This window comes from Amycolatopsis sp. GM8 (assembly GCF_021653975.1).
Lineage (GTDB): Bacteria > Actinomycetota > Actinomycetes > Mycobacteriales > Pseudonocardiaceae > Amycolatopsis_E.
Window position 1 is genome coordinate 191946 of the sequence record NZ_JAJKFK010000007.1, and the last position, 15805, is coordinate 207750.

General features: G+C 68.7%; 19 protein-coding genes. 12 read left to right on the forward strand and 7 right to left on the reverse strand.

Annotated elements, in window-relative coordinates; all coding sequences use genetic code 11:
• Positions 1-15: 15 nt before the first annotated feature.
• The gene (locus tag LOZ83_RS29730; RefSeq protein WP_236795036.1) at positions 16-1209 is read left to right on the forward strand and encodes a CdaR family transcriptional regulator; all 1194 of its coding nucleotides are present in this window, start codon (positions 16-18) and stop codon (positions 1207-1209) included.
• A 9-nt stretch (positions 1210-1218) separates the two neighbouring features.
• Here LOZ83_RS29730 and LOZ83_RS29735 read toward each other — a convergent pair whose 3' ends face one another.
• Complete coding sequence (locus LOZ83_RS29735) at positions 1219-2502, reverse strand: FAD-binding oxidoreductase (protein ID WP_236795037.1); 1284 nt, start codon at positions 2500-2502, stop codon at positions 1219-1221.
• A 174-nt stretch (positions 2503-2676) separates the two neighbouring features.
• On the opposite strand from LOZ83_RS29735, the gene LOZ83_RS29740 reads away from it, so the two are divergent.
• Positions 2677-3447: an oxidoreductase gene (locus tag LOZ83_RS29740; RefSeq protein WP_236795038.1), complete on the forward strand. Its 771-nt coding sequence runs from the start codon at positions 2677-2679 to the stop codon at positions 3445-3447.
• Positions 3444-4109: a chorismate mutase gene (locus tag LOZ83_RS29745; RefSeq protein WP_236795039.1), complete on the forward strand. Its 666-nt coding sequence runs from the start codon at positions 3444-3446 to the stop codon at positions 4107-4109. Before LOZ83_RS29740 ends, LOZ83_RS29745 begins: the two co-directional genes overlap by 4 nt.
• Here LOZ83_RS29745 and LOZ83_RS29750 read toward each other — a convergent pair whose 3' ends face one another.
• Positions 4110-4466: a VOC family protein gene (locus LOZ83_RS29750; RefSeq protein WP_236795040.1), complete on the reverse strand. Its 357-nt coding sequence runs from the start codon at positions 4464-4466 to the stop codon at positions 4110-4112.
• Positions 4463-5521, reverse strand: a complete 1059-nt coding sequence (locus LOZ83_RS29755; RefSeq protein WP_236795041.1) for an aldo/keto reductase — start codon at positions 5519-5521, stop codon at positions 4463-4465. Before LOZ83_RS29755 ends, LOZ83_RS29750 begins: the two co-directional genes overlap by 4 nt.
• Positions 5522-5593: 72 nt before the next feature.
• On the opposite strand from LOZ83_RS29755, the gene LOZ83_RS29760 reads away from it, so the two are divergent.
• The 4 genes from LOZ83_RS29760 (at position 5594) to LOZ83_RS29775 (ending at position 8692) form a co-directional block, all read left to right on the forward strand.
• Entirely contained in the window at positions 5594-6130 is a 537-nt protein-coding gene (locus LOZ83_RS29760; RefSeq protein WP_236795042.1) for a TetR/AcrR family transcriptional regulator, read from the forward strand.
• A 70-nt stretch (positions 6131-6200) separates the two neighbouring features.
• Positions 6201-7361, forward strand: a complete 1161-nt coding sequence (locus tag LOZ83_RS29765) for an epoxide hydrolase family protein (protein WP_236795043.1) — start codon at positions 6201-6203, stop codon at positions 7359-7361.
• A gap of 51 nt (positions 7362-7412) precedes the next feature.
• Entirely contained in the window at positions 7413-7832 is a 420-nt protein-coding gene (locus tag LOZ83_RS29770) for a MarR family transcriptional regulator (protein ID WP_236795044.1), read from the forward strand.
• Positions 7829-8692, forward strand: a complete 864-nt coding sequence (locus LOZ83_RS29775; RefSeq protein WP_236795045.1) for an SDR family NAD(P)-dependent oxidoreductase — start codon at positions 7829-7831, stop codon at positions 8690-8692. The genes LOZ83_RS29770 and LOZ83_RS29775 overlap by 4 nt, the downstream gene beginning before the upstream one ends.
• On the opposite strand, the gene LOZ83_RS29780 is transcribed toward LOZ83_RS29775, so the two are convergent.
• Positions 8682-9653, reverse strand: a complete 972-nt coding sequence (locus tag LOZ83_RS29780; protein ID WP_236795046.1) for a ketopantoate reductase family protein — start codon at positions 9651-9653, stop codon at positions 8682-8684. The genes LOZ83_RS29775 and LOZ83_RS29780 overlap by 11 nt on opposite strands.
• A gap of 32 nt (positions 9654-9685) precedes the next feature.
• Complete coding sequence (locus tag LOZ83_RS29785; RefSeq protein WP_236795047.1) at positions 9686-10876, reverse strand: cytochrome P450; 1191 nt, start codon at positions 10874-10876, stop codon at positions 9686-9688.
• Between the two features lie 158 nt (positions 10877-11034).
• On the opposite strand from LOZ83_RS29785, the gene LOZ83_RS29790 reads away from it, so the two are divergent.
• From LOZ83_RS29790 to LOZ83_RS29795, 3 genes are all read left to right on the forward strand, one after another.
• On the forward strand, positions 11035-11712 hold the full coding sequence (locus LOZ83_RS29790) for a TetR/AcrR family transcriptional regulator (protein ID WP_236795048.1): 678 nt from the start codon (positions 11035-11037) through the stop codon (positions 11710-11712).
• A 62-nt stretch (positions 11713-11774) separates the two neighbouring features.
• Positions 11775-11939, forward strand: coding sequence for a hypothetical protein (locus LOZ83_RS40885; protein ID WP_374202733.1), 165 nt, complete (start codon positions 11775-11777; stop codon positions 11937-11939).
• The gene (locus LOZ83_RS29795) at positions 11894-12121 is read left to right on the forward strand and encodes a GNAT family N-acetyltransferase (protein WP_374202734.1); all 228 of its coding nucleotides are present in this window, start codon (positions 11894-11896) and stop codon (positions 12119-12121) included. Before LOZ83_RS40885 ends, LOZ83_RS29795 begins: the two co-directional genes overlap by 46 nt.
• Positions 12122-12123: 2 nt before the next feature.
• On the opposite strand, the gene LOZ83_RS29800 is transcribed toward LOZ83_RS29795, so the two are convergent.
• Both LOZ83_RS29800 and LOZ83_RS29805 read right to left on the reverse strand, forming a co-directional pair.
• Positions 12124-12744 (reverse strand): TetR/AcrR family transcriptional regulator, encoded by a 621-nt coding sequence (locus LOZ83_RS29800; RefSeq protein ID WP_236795049.1) that lies wholly within the window; start codon positions 12742-12744, stop codon positions 12124-12126.
• A gap of 5 nt (positions 12745-12749) precedes the next feature.
• A complete protein-coding gene (locus tag LOZ83_RS29805) occupies positions 12750-13607 on the reverse strand; it encodes an oxidoreductase (RefSeq protein ID WP_236795050.1) in 858 nt (285 codons plus the stop codon).
• A gap of 168 nt (positions 13608-13775) precedes the next feature.
• On the opposite strand from LOZ83_RS29805, the gene LOZ83_RS29810 reads away from it, so the two are divergent.
• Together LOZ83_RS29810 and LOZ83_RS29815 are read left to right on the forward strand one after the other, a co-directional pair.
• Positions 13776-14984 carry a CaiB/BaiF CoA-transferase family protein gene (locus tag LOZ83_RS29810; RefSeq protein WP_236795051.1) on the forward strand — a complete coding sequence of 403 codons (1209 nt, stop codon included), beginning with the start codon at positions 13776-13778 and terminating at the stop codon, positions 14982-14984.
• Positions 14985-15002: 18 nt separating this feature from the next.
• The gene (locus tag LOZ83_RS29815; RefSeq protein WP_236795052.1) at positions 15003-15788 is read left to right on the forward strand and encodes an enoyl-CoA hydratase-related protein; all 786 of its coding nucleotides are present in this window, start codon (positions 15003-15005) and stop codon (positions 15786-15788) included.
• Positions 15789-15805 lie beyond the last annotated feature (17 nt).

A 15805-nucleotide genomic window follows, 5' to 3' on the forward strand; every position in this document is an offset into this window, starting at 1 on the left:
CAGGGGCGCGGGACCATGACCAACGAACTGCAGCACCTCGTCGACGCACTCGCCCAACGGCTGCGGCGGCCCGTCGCCATCGACGACGCCGCCTTCCGGCTGCTCACCTACAGCTCGCAGAGCGGTGACGTCGACGAGTTGCGCAAGACCGTCGTCCTCACCCGGGACGTCCCGCCGGACTGCCTCACCTGGCTCCGCGGCTTCGAGCTGTCGAAGGCCGCCCAACCGGTGCGGCTGCCCGCCAACCCGGTACTGCGCGCCGACCCGCGGGTCGCGATTCCGGTGCGCTGTCAGGGAATGCACTTCGGCTGTCTGTGGCTCATCGAGCGTGACTCCGCCATCGACGACGCCGACCTGGCCGTCGCCTCGGCGTTCGCCGATCAGGCCGGCGAAATCCTGTTCCGGGAACGGATTTCGTCGGAGCTGGAGCACGCGCGCAGTGGTGAGCTGTTGCGCGACCTCATTTCCGACGAGGCCGGTACGCGGATCTCCGCCGCGGCCCGGCTCGCCGAGCACGGGCTGTTCGCCGCTCGCGGGAATGTCGTGTGCCTCGCGGTGGTCGCGGACGGCCCGGAGCTCGACGAGGACGATCGGCTGGCGCTCTCGGCGTCGTTGGACCGGGCCGCGCATTCGTTGCCCGCCCGGGAATGTCTCCGCATGGTGCGCCCTGCCCACGGGGTGCTCGTCACCACCGAACCGGCCCTGCGCCACTGCCCGGACCTGCCGAGGATGCTGCACGGCACGGCGTCGCGGCTGCTCGGCAAGACCGGCAAGAGCCACGACGTCGTGGTGGGCGTGGGACAGGCCAGCCCCACACTCGCGGATGTGGTGTTCTCCTACCGGGGTGCGCTGCAGGCGGCGCGGGTCGCGAACGCCGTGCCGTTGTTCCGGCCGGTGGCGGAGTTCGCGAAGCTCGGGGTCTACGGGCTGCTCGCCGGCCTCCCGCCCGACCGGCTCCCGGGCCAGCTCGACTCGATGGTGAGCCGGCTGCTGGAAACCGACCCGTCGCTGTTCGCCACGGCGGAACTGTTCCTCGACCGCGCCGGCGACGTCCGGACCGTCGCGGACGCGCTTTCCGTGCACCGGGCGAGCATCTACCCACGGCTGCGGCGGATCGAACAGGTCACCGGCGTCGACCTCGCGGACGGCGAACAACGCCTGGCGCTGCACCTGGGGATCAAGGTCGCCCGGATGCAGCGCCTCGTCTGAACTCGCGGATCAGCCCATCACCGTGCCGGAGTTCGCGGAGTTCCGGCTGCGCCGGCGGGAGAACGCGCCGAGGTCGATCTCCAGTCCGGTGCGCGGTGCCCGGAAGCGCACGGGGGACGCGTCGTGGTCTGCGCCGTTCTCCACCCGGTCGATGAGCTCCGCCATCAACTGCCCGACGACGGGCGCGTTCTTGAACTGGTTACCGCTCGTGCCGATCGCGACGTAGAAGCCGCCGAGGTCCGTGCGGTCGTAGATCGGGGTCCAGTCGTCGGCGACGTCGTAGACACCGACCACGCCGCGCGCCCGGTTCGGCACCGCGAGATCCGGCAACCGCCGCGCGGCCCGCGTCACCTGGGCCTCGAACACCGCCGCCGTCGGGTGGACGTCGACGGTGTCGGGATCGTCGGTCCACTGCAGCAGATCGCATTCCGGTTCCGTGCCGCCGACGAGCAGGTCCCCGCCGACCTCACCGCGGAAGTAGGTGCCGAGATCCATGTCCGCCACGGCCGGCCCGTGGTACCCCGCCGGGACCGGGACGTGCGCGACCTCCTGCCGCATCGGGCGCACCCCGACGGTGAAATCGGAACCCACCCCCGCCAGCCGGTTCAGCGCGCCCGACCACGGGCCCGCCGCGTTCACGACCACGGCACACGGGATCCGGGTGCCGTCCGACAACCGCACCGCCGTGACGCGCCCACCGGCCTTTTCCACCGCCGTCACGGTGCTGCGGAACCGGAACTCCGCCCCGTGCGCGGCCGCCGCGGCCGCCAGGTTGACGGCAGCGAGGCCCGGGTCCGAGACATAGCCCGCATCCGGGGTGTACACGGCGCCGAGCGAATCCTTCGCGTCCTGCCAGAATTCCTCGTCGTCAAGCCGCTTCGGTGGCCAGTAGCGGCCGGCGTCGATTCCCGGGACTCGCTCCGCCAACGTCGCACTGTCCCATTCCTCGTAAGGAACGCCGATCTTGTCGAACAACGGGAGCGAGGACGTGCGCGGAGCCACATCAACGTCCAACAGGACCAGACCACTCTGCCGGAACGAAGCGAGGTCGCCGACGTCGTGCCCGAGGTGGCCGGCCCAGTCGAGCCAGCCGAAGTGCGCTTCCCACGCGGTCGCGACCCCGGCGATGGTCGAGAAGTTGAACCGGACGATCGCACTGGAAGCGGACGTCGACCCCTGCCCGGCACCCGGCGCCCGCTCGAGCACGATCACCCGGTGCCCCGCCCGCGCGAGTTCCAGCGCGATCGACGACCCGATCACGCCGGCGCCGATGACCACCATGTCCGCACTCATGCGTTGCCCTCCCTCGACTGTTGCCGCTGATGGCCAGTCTTCCGGCGGCCCGCGTGGAACACAGTCGACTGTCGTCAAAAGGAATCGCCGGCGGAGACGACACTTGTGGCAAGCTGCGCGGATTCTGCTACCCTCTAGACCGAACGTTCTATCCGTACTGGGGGTGCGACGAAGATGATCTCCACTGATTTCACCGATATCCGGGCGCTCGTCACGGGCGGCACTCGCGGCATCGGGGCGGCGACCGTGCACCGGCTACTCGCCGGCGGGGCACGCGTGGCGGCGGTCGCGCGGCACGCCGCCGCCGTACCCGACGGCGTTCACCTGATCGTCGCGGACGTGTCCGCACCTGATGGCGCCTCCGACGCGGCCGAGCAGGCGCTGAGCTTCCTCGGCGGCATCGATGTGCTCGTGAACAACGCGGGCAGCAACATCAGCGTGGCCGAAGGACCACTGGCCGCCGACGACGCGCTGTGGGAGGCCAACCTCGACCTGAACCTGATGGCCGCCGTCCGGCTCGACCGGCTCGTGGTCCCGTCGATGGTGACACAGGGGCACGGCACCGTGATCCACGTTTCCTCCGGCGCGGCGCGGTACCCCCAGCACACCGGCCTTCCCTATGCCGCCGCGAAAGCCGCGCTCAACGTCTACAGCAAGGGTTTGGCGAACGCGGTCGCACCGTCGGGAGTGCGCGTCGTGGCAGTCATGCCGGGCTTCGTCGAGACCGATTCCAGCGCGGTCGCGATGCAGGAAATGGCCGACCGCAGGGGCATCACGCTCGAAGCCCTGCGCGCCGATCTCCGGGAGCGGTTCAGCGGCCCGCTCGGGCGCCCCGGCCGGGGCGAGGAAGCCGCCGAGGTCATCGCGTTTCTCGCGTCCTCCCGGGCCTCGTACCTGACCGGCATCCAGGTCCCCCTCGATGGCGGCCTGCACCCGACCATGTGAGCACGATCGAAAAGCGAGGCAAGCAATTGAGTAAGAGCAGCAAGATCGCCGGCGGCATCGTCGTCTCCGCCTTGACCGTGGCCGCCACGATGTCGCTGGGCGTTCCCCAGGCCATGGCCGCGGGTGCCCCCGCGAAGGCGGAGAACGCCACGGTCGCCACGAGCAAGTCCATCGGCAGCCTCGGCGCGCTGACCGACCTCGTCATCGAGCGTCTTCGGGTGAGTGACGACGTGGCCGCGTCCAAGTTCGGCACCGACTCGCCCATCGACGACCCCGCCCGCGAGCAACAGGTGCTCGACCAGGTGCGGACCCAGGCCACCGCGCTCGGGCTGGACCCGGACGCGGCGGCGGCGTTCTTCCGGGACCAGATCACCGCGAGCAAGGTGGTACAGCGGGGATTGTTCGCCCGCTGGACGGCTCACCCGGACGAAGCGCCCACCACGCGCCCGGACCTCGGACAGATCCGCACCCGGCTCGACCAGTTGACCACGGCCCTGCTCCAGGAACTCAAGTCCACAGTGGACGTACGCGGCGAACCGGTCTCGTGCACCATCCACCTCGCCCTCGCCACCGGATCGGCTGTGCTCCTGGACAAGCTGGACGCCCTGCACCGCCAGGCGCTCCATACGGCGGTGCACGCCGTGTGCATCAGCCCGTGGTAGTCAGGCCCGCAAGCAGAACGGGTGGCCGGCCGGGTCACGAAGCACGCGAAACCGTGCCGAGTCGGGCTGGTGCGTTTCCTTGGTGGCGCCGAGCCGGATCGCTTCGCGCTCGGTGGCGTCAAGGTCTTCGACCGCGAGGTCGAGGTGAACCTGTTGTGAGCGCTCGTTCGATGGCCACGTCGGTGGCCGGTACTCGTCGACCCGGACCGCACCGAGGTGGATCGAGCCGGCCTTGACCGCGCAGAAGCCCGGTGTCTCGACCACGGTCTCGCCGTCGAGCAGGCCGGCCCAGAAACGGGCCAGGGTAATAGGGTCGGTGCATTCGAGGTTGATCGCGACGACGCGGGCCGGGGTCATTGCGCCGGCACCAGCGGGACGTCGAGGAGGCTGCGGTCGCCGTCGACGCCGTACGTCCATGCGCCCGCCACGTCCTCGTGCGGCGCGCCCATCCGGATCGCGCTGACCTCGTCCAGGAGCTGGTAATGCGCCGGATCGAGCTCGACCTCCAGGGCGTCGAGGTAACCCGTCAAATGGGCCGGGGTGCGGGGTCCCACAATGGGGATCAACGAGGTCTGGACCTGTGCGGCGCGATGACGCAGCCAGGCCAGCGCGACCTGGATCGGCCCTGTGCCGGCCTTTTCGGCGACGGCGAGGACAGCGTCGAGCGCAGCGGTGCGTTGCTCGGTGCCCTCACCGGGGGTGCCCGTCGCCGCGGCCTGGGCACTGAGCCGCCCCTGCCCGCCACTGCGGTACTTCCCGGTGAGCAGACCACCTGCCAGCGGGGAATACAAGACAACGCCCAGCCCGTGGGCCTCGGCCATCGGGACGAGTTCCCGGTCTGCCGAGCGTTCGGCCAGGCTGTACTCGGTCTGAATGCCGACCAGCGACGCGCGCCCGCTCAACTCCGACCTGACAGCGGCGCCCGCGGTCCGCCAGGCCGGGAAGTTCGACAGTCCGCCGTAACGGATCTTGCCCGATCGGATCAGGTCCTCGAAGCCGGCCAAGATCTCCGAGATCGGGGTGACGCCGTCGGGAAAGTGCGGCATGAAGACGTCCACGTAGTCGGTCTTCAAGCGCCGCAAGCTCTCCTCCAGCGAACGGATCATGGTCTTGCGGCTGTTGCCGGTGGTCCCCGGCGGGATCTGGGCCTGCCTGCTCCCGGTGTACTTGGTGATCACCACGAACTCGTCGCGCTCGCGGCCGAGGAGCTCGCCCAGCACGGTCTCGGCCTCGCCGTTCTGATAGATGTTCGAGACATCGAACGTGGTGCCACCGGCCGCGACGAACGCCTCGAAGATCGCCTTGGCGCCCTCCAGGCCCGTGGCGGCCGGCGCCGATCCGAAGTTGGACGTGCCCAGCACGTACTCCGACACGCGCAATCCGCTCTGTCGTCCGAAGGTCTGGTAGCGCACGAGATTCTCCTAGAGGTACGAGCTGTGGGGTATGGTTGCGACGCTACCACAAAAAACGAATGGTCGTTCTTTATGCCGAGAGTCACCCAGGCCCACCTCGACGCGCGCCGCCAACAGATCATCGACGCGGCTCGCGCCCGCTTCGCCACTCACGGTTTCGCGCGGACGTCGATGTCCGATCTCGTCGAAGCCTCAGGCCTTTCCACCGGCGCGATCTACCGGTACTTCAAGGGCAAGGACCAGATCGTCGCCGCCATTTGTGAGCAGGGAAGCCAGGCGCTGCCCGCCGAGCTGACGGCGGCGTCCGTGCACGACTTCCTCCAGCACATCCGCACCATGGCGCGCGAGGAGGACCACGCCCGGCTGGTCGCGCAGATCTATGCCGAGGCCGCCGTCTCCCCTCCGCTCGCCGCCCTCCTGCGTCAGCAACTCGACGACCTGCGCAACGCGGTCGCCGCACTCCTGCCCGATCACAAACCGGCGGAAGCGGGACGAATCGCCGAGGCATTCGTGGCCGTCTGCGAAGGTTATAGTCAGCAACTCGCCGTGCGCGGCGATCTCGACCCAGCGCCGTTCACCGCGGCTCTGGTGGCGATCATCGAGTCGTGACGAGTGCCCGTGAGTGCAGTGTTTGTCTGTGTCGATCGCTATAGGCGGACCGGCGCCTTAATCTGGCCCCATGATCACGAGTGACATCGAACCGTTTCCGGTGAACGTCCCCGAACGTCAATTGGAGGACCTCCGGGAGCGTCTCGACCGGGTCCGCCTGCCGGAAGCGGAGACGGTTCCCGATGGCACGCAAGGCATCGGCGTCGAACGCCTGGGCGGCCTGCTGGACGCCTGGCGGCGGCACGACTGGCGGCAGGTCGAGCAGCGGTGGAATGCGATACCGCATTACCGCACCGATCTGGACGGCCTGAACATCGCGTTCTGGCATGTGCGTTCGCCGGAGCCCGGTGCTCTTCCGCTGGTGATGACCCACGGTTGGCCGGGCTCGGTGCTGGAGTTCGAGAACCTCATCGCGCCATTGACCGACCCGGTCGCGCACGGCGGGTCCGCCGAAGACGCTTTCGACGTGGTCATTCCGGCGCTGCCGGGGTTCGGTTTCAGCGAGCGGCCCCGGGAAACCGGCTGGCACGCGGGCCGCACAGCGCGCGCCTGGGCGAACCTGATGAGCCGGCTCGGGTACGAGCGGTTCGGCGTGCACGGCGGCGACCTGGGCGCCTTCGTCAGCACCGAACTGGCTCGGCTCGCTCCGGAGCGGGTCGCCGCCCTGCATCTGACCATGCCGCTGGCCGGGCCCTTGCCCGAAGACCCGGCGACGGCCGACGAGGCCGAGCAGGCCCTGGTCGCCAAGCGCGACAGGTTCCTGATGACCGGGCCCACGCACGCATTGGTCCAGGGTTTTCTGCCGCAGACGCTGGGCTACTCCCTGCTGGACTCCCCCGCCGGACTCGCCGCGTGGCTGGGCGAGGGGCTGGCCGCCTGGTCGGATTCCAGGCCCGAGGCAGGTGGTGGCGTCAGCTTGGCGCAGCAGCTGGACAACATCGCGTTGTACTGGTTCACCGGTACCGGCGCGTCCAGCGCTCGCTGGTACTGGGAGCACATCCGGTGGATACCGCGCGGCGCCGAGGCACAGAACGCGCAGCCGGTGACAGTGCCGACGTTCTGCACGCTGTTCCCGGCGGAACCGTTGCCGGTCGTCCGGCGCTGGGCGGAACGCCGCTACACCAACCTCGCCGGCTGGAACGAAATGGAGTACGGCGGGCACTTCGCCGGCTGGGAACAACCCGACGTGCTCGTCGGCGAGCTGCGGGAGGCGTTCCGCAAGGCACGATAGGGGACTACATGGATTTTCCAATTATTGGATTATCCATGTACTGTGGTGCTCGTGGATGACCGGCAACTGACCGAAGAGCTGCACGACTACCTGTTCGCGCTGCGCACCCAGGTGCATGCCGAGCTAAAGGACCTGGCCCGCGAAGCGGGGCTGACCGACACCCAGACCGACGCGTTGTGGCGGCTCAGTCGCGGCCGGGAGATGACCGCGGGCCGGCTGGCCGAACTCCTGCAGTGCGATGCCTCGACCGCCACGTCGATGATCGACCGGCTGGAGAAGCGCGGCCTGGTTCGCCGTGTGCCCCATCCCGTCGACCGGCGCGCGAAGGTCATCCAGCTCACCCCTGAGGGATGCGCGCTGCGCGATCGCGTCATCGAGCACACCACCGAGCACTCACCCTTCGCCCGCCTCGACCACGAGAGCAGGCTGCGGTTACGCACACTTCTCCGCGAAGCGATGGACCGGTCGTGAGCGGCAGGACCGCGGTCATCACGGGCGGAGCGTCCGGTCTGGGTCTGGTGATGGCACGCCACCTGATCAAGGCCGGTCTGAACGTCGTCCTCGTCGGCCGTGACGAGACGCGCACCCGGGCCGCCGCGGATAGCTTGCGCGGCCTGGCGGCTGCGCCGCGGACGTACACCGCCGACCTGGAGCAGTGGTCACAAGTACGGGCATTGGCCGCGGAACTAGCCGCGGACAACCACCTGGTGGACGTCCTCATCAACAACGCGGGCGCGGCCTTCCCCCGTTACGAGCAAACGACCGACGGCGTGGAACGCACCTACGCCCTCAATCACCACGCCCCGTTCCTGCTCACTCACGGCCTCCTGGCCGCCGGAGCGCTCACACCCCAGGCCCGGATCATCACCATGTCGTCGTTCGTGGAAAGGCGCGGCAAGCTCGACACCGCCGACCCGGATGTCGCGGGAACATCGTGGCGCGACGGTTTCTACCACCAGATCAAGGCCTACTCGACGAGCAAACTCGTCAGCCTCCTGGCCACGCGAGAACTCGCCCACCGGCTGCCCGACGGTATGAGCGTCTACAACGCCAATCCCGGCATGGTCAAGGGCACCGCGTTCAACAGCAACGCGGGGGGCCTGATGCGGCTGACCGCACCCCTGTTCCGCCCGTTCACCATCACCCCGGACGAAGGGGTGCGAACCCCCGTCCTGCTCGCCACCGCTTCGCCTGCCCCGCTCCCCAGCGGCGGCTTCTTCAGCCGGTCCCAGCCGGACACCCCGTCGCGCCTGGCCCTGAACGACAGTCTCGCCCGCGTGGTCTATACCAAGACCGCGGCCCTCCTCGGAGTGGAGCCGCTCACGAGATAGGGCCCGCGGGATCGGCTTGCCCGAACACCGGCTCCAATGCCGTGAGGCGGGGAAGTGGGACGCTCAGCCTTCGGGCTTCGGCGAGCACGTCCCTGGCGTAGCGACCCGCCGATGCACGAGTCATGTGACCCGTGCGTTCCACCTCCTCCATGATGAAGCTGTACATGTTGTCCGCGCTGAGGAACTTCTGCAGGACGAAAGCCAGCAGCCCCGCCGGAACGCGGGAGATGACAGCGGCGCCCAGTCCCGGTTTTCCACCCTTGGCCTTCAGCAGCGGGATCATTTCCCGCATGAGCAGAACAGCGTCCTTCACCGCGGCTCGCGACGCGAAGAGTTCGGGCTGCCCGCCCACAGCCAGTGCTTGCGTCAGGAGCCCGGCGTCCAGGATGAAATGGAACCAGAGCCAACTGCGGAAATCCTTGCTTTCCGACACCGAGAACCCGGCATCCCGGAAGAGACCGCGAACCGCCTGGTATCGCTCGCCGCGATTCGAATCGCCGTAGAATCCGAGAAAGACGTTCTTGACGACGCCACCTCGAAGCGTGGACCCGGTGAATCCTCCGCCCCCGCCCGGGAATCCCCAGATGACCTGCGCACTGGGCAGCGCTGCGACCGCGTCGGCGGGGTCGGCCCACACGTTGTTGAAGACGAGCACGGAAGCGTCGCCGACGCGGGTGCTCAGGAACGCGACGGCGTCCTCCAATTGGTAGTGGTTGACGCTGAGGATGATCAGGTCGTAGTCGTGCCCGGCGTCCAGTTCTTCCCGCATGGTGATCGGCCAGCTTTTCCGGACGGGCACGCCACGACCGGTCCGCCCGTCCCGGATCTCCAAGTCCACTTCGGACCCATACTCGGCAGCTCGTCCGGGCCGGACATAGAAATCCACTTGGTTCCCGGCCTCCGCGAGCGCCCAGCCATAGAGTGTCGTGATCGTGCCGCGACCGAACATCAGAATCTTCATCGAACGACCTCCTTCACGGAAATGCACCCGGGCTACCAGGTGACGGGGAGCGCAGCGACGCCGTAGACGGAATTGAAAACGCGGAACGGGACCTCCTCGTCCCTTACGGCGAGCGAAAGCGACGGAAACCGCCGGAGCAGAGCGGGGAAGGCGACACGCATTTCCAGCCGGGCCAGCGGCGCGCCCAGACAGTGGTGCACCCCGTGGCCGAAGCCGAGGTGACCGATCTCGCCGCGCCCGATGTCGAGCCTGGCGGGATCCGCGACGAACTCCGGATCCCGGTTGGCGCTGGGAAAAGCGAGGAGCACGGCGTCGCCAGCGTGGATGGTGACCCCGGCGAGGTCCACCTCCGTCGTGGCGGTGCGCTGGATACCGGTGTGCACGATCGACAGCCAGCGCATGAGTTCCTCGACCGCCGGCTCCGTCGCGGCGGGGTCGTCGCGGACCACCGCGAGCTGGTCGGGATGGCGTAGCAGCGCGAAGGTGCCCAGCGCGATCATGTTGGCGGTGGTCTCGTGCCCGGCGACGAGGAGCAGCAGCGCGATCCCGGCCAGCTCGGCGACGGTCAGCTCGTCACCGTGTTCGCGCACGAGCATCCCGAGCAGGTCGTCGCCAGGACTGGTCCGGGCCCGGACCACGAGTCCGGTCAGGTATTGGTGCAGCTCGTAGAGGAGGGCGGCCCGTTCCTGTTCGGGTCGCGACATGTCCATCTGCCGGGCACTGCGGTCCTGGAACTCGCCGCGCTCGTCCCACGGAACGCCCAGGAGTTCGCAGATCACCAGCGAGGGCACGGGAAGAGCGAAGTCGGCGACGAGATCCGACGGCGGCCCGGTCCGTTCCATCGCATCGAGATGGTCCTCGACGATCCGCTCGACGCGCGGGGCGAGTTCCCGGATCCGCCGGATGGTGAACTGACCGCTGAGCATCCGGCGCAGGCGGTGGTGATCCGGCGGATCGGTGAGCAGCAGATTGCCGGCGACGGCCTGTTTCTGTTCCGCACCTGCCTCGTCGAGTCCGGGCAGGGCGGCGGCATTGCTGAACCGGGTCGAATCGGCCAGGACGGCTTTGACGTCCTCGTACCGGGTCACCAGCCACGCCGGATTCCCGCCCGGCGCCGGAATCCGCGCGATACGGTCGTGCTCTCGCAGGGCGAGCAACTCCGGCGCCGGGTCGAACCCGACCCGGCGCATGGGTAGCGGAATGCCGGCCTGAATTTCGGTCACAGTGGGATTCCTTCGTCGGTAATCGTCGTCGTCATCGACGGTAACGGCCGAAGTGGAAAAGGTCATCCGTTTCCGCCCAAGTGAGATCAACGGCAGCGGAAGTGAATCACTCGGCCACCCAACTGGAAATCCGTTTCCACTTGCGATTCACTGGGGAAATGACCGAATCGACGCACCCGCGCACGGCCGGCGAGCCGGGCTTGCGCGCCGACGCCGCACGCAACCGGGCCCGGATCATCGAGGCGGCCCGTGAGCTCTATCGCGCCCGCGGCGTCGATGTCCCCATGAGCACGATCGCCCGGCACGCCGGGGTCGGTGTGGCGACCCTGTTCCGGCGCTTCCCGACCCGCGATGCCCTGGTGAACGAGGTGTTCGCCGAACAGATCGCGCACTGCGAAGCCCTGTTCCGGGAGGCCGTCGCCGACCCGGACCCGTGGCACGGATTCCGCCGCCTGATCGAGTTCACCTGCGCCGAGCAACTCGAGGATCGCGGCTTCACGGAAGCCTTTCTCGCGTCGTTCGGCGTCGAGGCCGGCTACCGGCGGCGACGCGACGACGCCGAAACCGCTTTCGCCAAGCTCGTCCGCCGTGCCCAGCAAGCCGGCCAATTGCGGCCGGACTTCGCGCCCAGTGACCTCGTCATGATCCTCTTCGCCAACAGCGGCCTCCGGAACGCACCGCCGGCGCAAGCCCGCGACCTCTCCCGCCGGCTGGTCGCCTACCTGCTGGAAAGCTTCCGCGCCGAGCCCGAAATGCCCGGCGAACCGCTCCCGCCGGCCAGGCCGGTGAGCCTGCGCCACGCGCTGGGCCAAGCCGGCGACGGCCGAAGTCTGTAGAGTGATCGTTACATACAGCCGAGGAAGTTGCCGGAGTGATGGAACCGCGCCACAGTCACGACTTGAGGATCGTCCCGGTGCCCTACGGGCACCCGGACGCCACCAAGCTCATCGCCGATGTGCAGCAGGTTTACGTCGACCTCTACGCGGTCGAAGACGCCACCCCGATGAACCCGGAGGAATGTATGTCACCGAACTGGCGCGCGGCCGCGGGTACGCGCGGATGATCCTCCGCGAACTGGAGCGGACGGCGGCGCTGGCCGGGCGCAAGCGCGCGGTGCTGGAGACCGGCATCAAGCAGCCCGCGGCGATCGCGCTCTACACGTCATCGCACTACGCCGAGATCCCGAAGTTCGGCCTCCACAAAGCGCTGCCCGAGATCCTGTGCCTCGGCAAGGACCTCTCCTGAGGTCAGGGCTCGATCCCCGCGGCCAGGAGCCACACCACGCGGCAGGTTTCGCACGCCTGATCGAGCGCCTCGGGGGAAACCGCTGACGCGTGGTAGAACGTCCGCTCGATCATCCAGCACAACGCGCGCGCGATGGCCGCCGCACCGTCGGGCCCGTCGTGGGCCGGCACACCGGCGCGCACCAGGATCGCCGCGATGGCGTCGATGAAGATCTCCGCCGTCTCCGTCCACAACGCCCCCACCTCGGGGATGGTCGAGGACTGGTCGATCGTGACGCGCATGATCAACCCGTGCTCACGCCAGCGATCGCGGGTGCGCGCCATGGCCGTCGCGATCGCGTCCCGCGGCGCCGCGGGATCGTCGGCCGCCGCACGAGATTTCTCGCGAAGCGCTTCGATCGTCCTGGCGAAGAGGGCGACAAGTGCCTCCTGCTTGGAACTGAAATAGAAGTACATCGAAGCACGGGAGAGCCCGGCGCGTTCGGCGATGTCGTTGGTCGTGAGCGCGTCGAAACTCTTGACGGCCAAGAGCTCCCCGAGGACTTCGAGAATCCTGAGTTCGCGCAGGTCTCCTTTGGACGGTGCGGTGGAGCGCCGGCGGCCCGCCCTGACCGGATCAGCCATCGTGGTCAGTTCGCCGCGATCTGGTGACCGTCCGGGAAGTCCGTGGACCGGGACAGCTCATCCCACGCCTCGATGTCCGCGGTCACCGCGGCCCGGCCGTTCCCGACGAGCCTCAATGCGTCCGTACCGAGCACGAGGTGCACCGGCGGCTTCTCCGACTCGACCACCTTGAGCACGGCCTCGGCGGCCTTGGCAGGATTGCCCAATTGGTTGCCACTGGCTGCCTTCCGGGCCGCGCGGATCGGCTCGAACAGCTCGTCGTAGTCCGCGATCGACCGCTCGCTGCGGACCATCGAGCCGCCCGCCCAGTTCGTCCGGAACGAACCGGGCTCGATGATGGTCACCCGCACCCCGAAGCCCGCGACCTCCTTGGACAGGCTCTCGAGCATGCCCTCCACCGCGTACTTGCTGCTGCAGTAGTACGCCATCCCGGGGATGGTCATCAGCCCACCCATCGAGCTGACGGCGAAGATGTGCCCGGAGCGGCGCTCGCGCATCCCCGGCAGGACCGCGTGCACGGTGGCCGCCACCCCGAACACGTTGGCGTCGAACTGCGCGCGCAGTTCGGCCATCGGGGACTCCTCGAACACGCCCTCGTGCCCGTAGCCGGCGTTCGCGATCAGCACGTCGATCGGGCCGACGGTGCGTTCGGCCTCGCCGATCACGGCGAAGACCGCGTCGTCGTCGGTCACGTCCAGCTGCCGGGCGTGGGCGCGGCCGGGCGCGAGCGCCTCGAACTTCGCCAGGTCTTCGGTCTTGCGCACGGTGCCGATGACGGTGTGACCGGCTTCCAGCGCGCCCTGCGCGAAGGCGCGGCCGAGGCCACCGCTGACACCGGTGATCAGAAACGTTCGGTTCGTCATGGCCATGACTCTACACCCCGTCTACAAAAATCGACACTGTGTCGACGGTCTCGCCCGCGACCCTTGAACAATTAGTCAAAGGTGACCGCAAAAAGTGTTGATTGCCCTCGCCGGAAACACGTCCTTAATCTGATCGCACCGATTCGGCCGACGAAGAAATGTGGCGAAATGTTCCGAGAAAGCCTGCGCGGGATTCGTGTGCTCGACTTCACGCACGTCGTGGCCGGGCCCGTCTGCACGATGACGCTGGCGGATCTCGGCGCGGACGTGGTGAAGATCGAGCCACTCGCCGGCGAGATCGGGCGCAAGGTGGGACCGCCGTGGCTCGGGGACCAGAGCGTGATTTCCCTGAGCGTCAACCGGAACAAGCGAAGCCTCGCCATCGACCTGAAAACCCCGGCGGGACAACAGGCCGTGCGACGAATGGTTTCGCAGGCCGACGTCCTGGTCGAGAGTTTCCGGCCGGGTGTCATGCGCTCACTCGGACTCGACCACGCCTCGCTCACCGCCGGCAACCCAGCGCTCGTCTACTGCTCGATCTCCGCGTTCGGCCAGGAAAGCCCGGCCCGCGACCGACCTGGCGTCGACGGGGTGATGCAGGCCGTGACGGGGCTGATGAGCACGCTGGGGCACCCGGATTCCGGGCCGGCGAAGGTGCAGATCCCGGTGGCCGACATGGTGACCGGCTACCTCGCGTCCGTCGCGGTCCTCGCGGCCCTTCGTGAGGTCCGGGACGGGAAACCCGGCCAGCACCTCGACGTCAGCCTGTACAACGCGACGATCATGTTGCAGCAGGTCAGTTTCGCTTCGTTCCTCACCTCCGCGACCGAACCGAAGCGGCTGGGCAGCGCCGCGCCCTATGCCGCGCCGAACGAGGCGCTGCGCACGGCCGACGGCTGGATCATGGTGGCCGCGTACGACCCCAAGCGGTGGCCCGCGCTGTGCGAGGCTCTCGACGCCCCGGACCTGCCGGCGGATCCCCGGTTCGCCACCAATGGCGATCGCGTCACCAACCGGCCGGCACTACGGGAGGAATTGAGCCGCCTGTTCGCCCGGCGCACGACGAAAGCGTGGCTGGAAATCCTGGCCGCCAGGGACATTCTGTGCGCGCCGGTCGCCGGGTACCGGGACGTCGTCGAATCCGAGGAATACCGCGCGAGCGGCGTCGAAACGACCGCGGGAACGGTGCGGATGCCGGGTTTCGTGCTCGGCCCGTCCCAGCCCGGCGCGGAGCCGGACCGGCCCGCGCCACTCCCGGGGGAGCACTCGGCAGCCGTCCTCGCCGAGTACGGGCTGTCCGAAGCCGAGGTGGCGCGCCTGCTCGACCACGGCGTGATCGGCGGCGGCCACCGGCGGCCCGACACCGCCGCGAGCTGAGAAATGAAGGGACAGACCATGAACGACGAAAACCCACTCGTGACGAGCGGTCTCGCGGAGGGGGTGCTCACGATCACCCTCAACGCCCCGGACACCGGGAACGCCCTCGATCTCGCGATGACCGACGCGCTCGCCGGGGCGCTCGAGGACGCCAAGAACAGGCCGGACGCGCACTGCGTGCTGCTGCGTTCCTCGGGACGGCATTTCTGCACCGGCGGCAATGTCAAGGACATGGCCAGAGGCGCCGATCTGATGGCCGGGACGACCACCGACATCCAAGACCGGCTGCGTCTCGGCCTGCACCGGATCACCCGCGCGATGCGGGACCTCGAAGTCCCGTCGGTCGCCGCGCTCAACGGCGCGGCCGTCGGCGCCGGGTTCGACCTCGCCCTGATGTGCGACGTGCGCGTCGCGGCACGATCCGCCCGGTTCGCCGAGAGTTTCCTGCGGCTCGGCCTCGTGTCCGGGATCGGCGGCGCGTGGTTCCTCACCAGGATCGTCGGCGTCGCCAAGGCCATGGAACTCAGCCTGACCAGCGAGTTCATCTCGGCCGAGACCGCGAGTGAGCTGCGCATCGTTTCGCGTGTCGTGGACGACGACCAGCTGGACCGCGAAGCCGCGGAGCTGGCGCGCACGATCGCCGCGCAGCCGCCTCGCGCGCTGCGCATGGCCAAGCGGCTGGTCCGGGAGTCGGCGGAGGCCACCCTGCCCGCCGCGCTGGAACTGGCGGCCGCGATGCAGGCGATCCTCCTGTCCGGCGACGAGCACCGCACCACCGTCAAGCAGTTCCTGGAGAACCGTTAGCCGTCTCGATGAGGAGA